Origin of the sequence: Phenylobacterium sp. (assembly GCF_046590535.1) — a bacterium.
Taxonomy (GTDB): domain Bacteria; phylum Pseudomonadota; class Alphaproteobacteria; order Caulobacterales; family Caulobacteraceae; genus Phenylobacterium.
The window spans coordinates 1-2,970 of record NZ_JBKJTG010000174.1 but is presented as its reverse complement, the minus strand read 5'-3'; the positions used below and the strand labels follow the sequence as shown (position 1 = coordinate 2,970).

3 protein-coding genes are annotated in these 2,970 nt (G+C 61.5%); all 3 read right to left on the bottom strand.

What is annotated here, in order from left to right:
- Window positions 1-97: 97 nt before the first annotated feature.
- Window positions 98-307: a hypothetical protein gene (locus ACLL81_RS10465; RefSeq protein WP_411288285.1), complete on the bottom strand. Its 210-nt coding sequence runs from the start codon at window positions 305-307 to the stop codon at window positions 98-100.
- Between the two features lie 134 nt (window positions 308-441).
- Window positions 442-744, bottom strand: a complete 303-nt coding sequence (locus ACLL81_RS10460) for a hypothetical protein (RefSeq protein WP_411288284.1) — start codon at window positions 742-744, stop codon at window positions 442-444.
- Window positions 745-766: 22 nt separating this feature from the next.
- Window positions 767-2,970: TonB-dependent receptor (locus ACLL81_RS10455; RefSeq protein WP_411288283.1), on the bottom strand; the 2,204-nt coding region annotated here is incomplete at its 5' end.

Below are 2,970 nucleotides of genomic sequence, written 5' to 3'. Positions count from 1 at the left end.
GCCGCAAAGATCGCCGCCGGCATCCCCGCGGCGCCGCCGCCGACCACGATAAGGTCCCAGGTCTCGCTGGCGCCGGGTTGCAAGGATCGATCGCCAATCATGCGTTCAGTCCGCGGCGATAGTCTTCGGCGGTGGCCAGCACCACTGTCCCGGGCGCGTAACCGTCGCCGATCACCTCGACCTGAATACCCGCCGCCCGCAAGGGCGCGGCGAGGGTGTCATCGGGGATTCGGCTAGTGGCGTAGGTGAACAGGGCCATCGTGTCGAATACCGTGGTCTCGCCGCCTCTGGCGAATTTGGTGGACATCGCCGCATGGATAACCCGGCCCCTCAGGGCCCGCCCGCCTACCTGAAACGGCGGGAACAATTGAGGGTACACGTCGTGGGGCGCGGCCGTGATCTCGGCAGACTTGGGCAAGGCAAGACGCGACCACGGAGACATCACATCTGCGGCTTGTGCATCCGTAGCACCCGCTTCACGTAGCCCTCGCGCCAGGCGAGGCGCTCTGCAGCCACCTCGCCCTCGGCGACATAGCCTTCGATTTCGTCCCGGGTGACCGACCCGTCCCTGTCAAGCAGCCGCTCAACTGTATCCAGGCGGTCGCGGACCACGGCGAGCTCGGTGATCATTTCCAACATGAAGGTCATCATCTGGTCGATGGCGGGGTCGTCGAAGAACGTGGGCCGACGCCCCTTGGTGACGCGGGGGAGTTTTACCTCCCCCGCTGCAGGCAGCTGGCTCATCGGTAGTACCCCTGGATGAGGCCTAGAAATCCTTGCGCGCCTTGATCGAGTAACGCCGCGGCTCGTTCAGGTATGGGTAGATCAGGAGGGAGACCACGTAGGTCTCGTTGGTGCAGTTGGTGCATTCGGCGGTAAGCGACCAGCCGCGCGAGACGTCCTTCAGGGTGATGCCCGCGTTGTAGGTGTCGCGGGTGCGCTGGAAGGAGATGGGCTGGGCCTGTGTGCCGACGAAATGCCCCTTGATGTGGCTCCAGCTGATGCTGGGGACCAGTTCCAGGTTGTCGGCGATCCTCCAGTTGTAGTTGACGCCCAGCACCGAACTGAAGTCCGGCGCACGGGCCGGCGGCGCGATGGTGCCGTCAAGCTTGACGATGCCGGTGTTGCAGTTGCCGGGGATGCGCGCGAGACAGCGGGCCTGCTGAGCCGCGACTCCCGCATTGAGGTTCTCGTAGGTGGCCTTCTGGATACCCGCCGACCAGAAGACGTTCAGGCCGTCGATCGGAACGATCGAGATTTCCGACTCAAGCCCGTAGTTCTTCAGATCGCCGAAGTTGCGGGTGATGAAGACAATTGTGTTTGTGGTCAGATCGGTAAATCCTGCCGGCAGCTGATAATCGGTGACGTTGAAGTAGAAGCCTGTCAGGTTGATCCGCAGGCGATTGCTCAACCAGTCCGACCGGAGGCCGGTTTCGTAAGACCAGATCTTCTCCGACGTGAAATTTTGCGCCTGGCTACCAATGTTGGCGCGAGCATTCCAGCCGCCAGATTTGAAGCCGCGGGTGGCCGAGGCGAACAGCATCAGATCGTCCGTCACCTTGTAGTCCAGCGCGAAGCGCGGGGTAAGGATTTGTTCTTGCTGGGTGACCGGTATGCCCGCCGCGATCAGCTCGACATTGCTGAAGGGCTGGAAGGCGGGGTTGGCGCGCGGCAGGGGATTGAAGTTCGGATTGAAGAAAATTTCCTTGTTTTCGTCGGTGTAGCGAGCGCCGATGGTGCCGGTGAGCTGGTCGGTGATCTTGTAGTCGACCTGCAGGTAGACGGCATAGGCCTCGGTATTGTTCGAGATGGTTCGGTCCTGGGTGACGGTGGGGCTGCCGACCAGGGGAATGTTGTAGTTGCCAAGGTGGGTCTTGCTTCTCTCGTTGATATAATAGAGGCCGCCGACATAGTTCAGCCGATCGCCGAGAGTCCCGTTCAGCTTCACTTCCTGACTGAACTGCTCGTTGACCGAGTCATTGGCCAGGGGCGTCGAGGTGCCGGGGGGATTGGTCAGGATCGTATAGTCGTTGGCGAAGGTGACGCCCCCGGCGCTCATGCTGTCGAAGCTGTCGCTGACGAATTCCATATAGGTGCGGCGATAGCCTGAGATGAAATTGACCGTCAGGTTGTCGCGCGCGTCCCATTCCACATTCGACGTCACCGCCGTGGAAATGGCTTCCACGTTTAGCTTGTTGTCTTGCAAGTCCCCCGAGGCGATGGCGCCGAGGGGCCGGTGCTTGCTCTGCCGGGTGAAGTTGATGCGCTTGTTGCTGCCCGGGGCTTTGAAGTTCACGAAGTTGGTCGACTGGGCGTCGGTGTAGTCGGCCGACAGGTCCCATGTCAGGGTGTCGGAGAACAGAACCCGGCCGGCCCCGCGCACGCCGAATGATTTTTCGAAATTGAGCTTCTCGCCGCTGATCTGGTTCGTCACATAGCCTTCGTTCTCGGTGAAGAAACCGCTGAACTTGGTCAGGAATTTTTCGTTGATGGGCACGTCGATCGTGCCGCGGACCATGCGCTGGCTGTAGGCGCCCACGCCGGCCTCAACGAATCCACCGAATTCCGGGCTCGGCTTCTTCAGGATGATGACCACGGCGCCACCCGTGGTGTTACGGCCGAACAGCGTGCCTTGCGGACCGCGCAGCACTTCCAGCCGGTCGATATCGAAGAAGGAGAAATTGTTCGCGCCCTGCCGCGACACATAGATATCGTCGACATAGGTGCCCACCGGCGGGTCGAAGGTCGAGATCGACTCGGTGTTGTTCAGGGCCCGCAGCGAATAGGTGTTGGCGGTGCCGATGCTAACGTTGTTGTGACCCACCATGTTGGGCACATAGGTCACGACATCCAGGGTGCGGGTGATCTGCCGACGATCCAGTTCCTGGCGGTCAAAAGCGCTGACCGCGAGGGGCACGTCCTGCAGTTTCTGGGCGCGGCGTTGGGCGGTGACGACCACTTCGCCCAGCG

Bases quoted from the DNA above. Each gene is read 5' to 3' on its own strand.
- ACLL81_RS10465 (WP_411288285.1), bottom strand. From the start codon at position 307: ATGTCCACCAAATTCGCCAGAGGCGGCGAGACCACGGTATTCGACACG.
- ACLL81_RS10460 (WP_411288284.1), bottom strand. From the start codon at position 744: ATGAGCCAGCTGCCTGCAGCGGGGGAGGTAAAACTCCCCCGCGTCACC.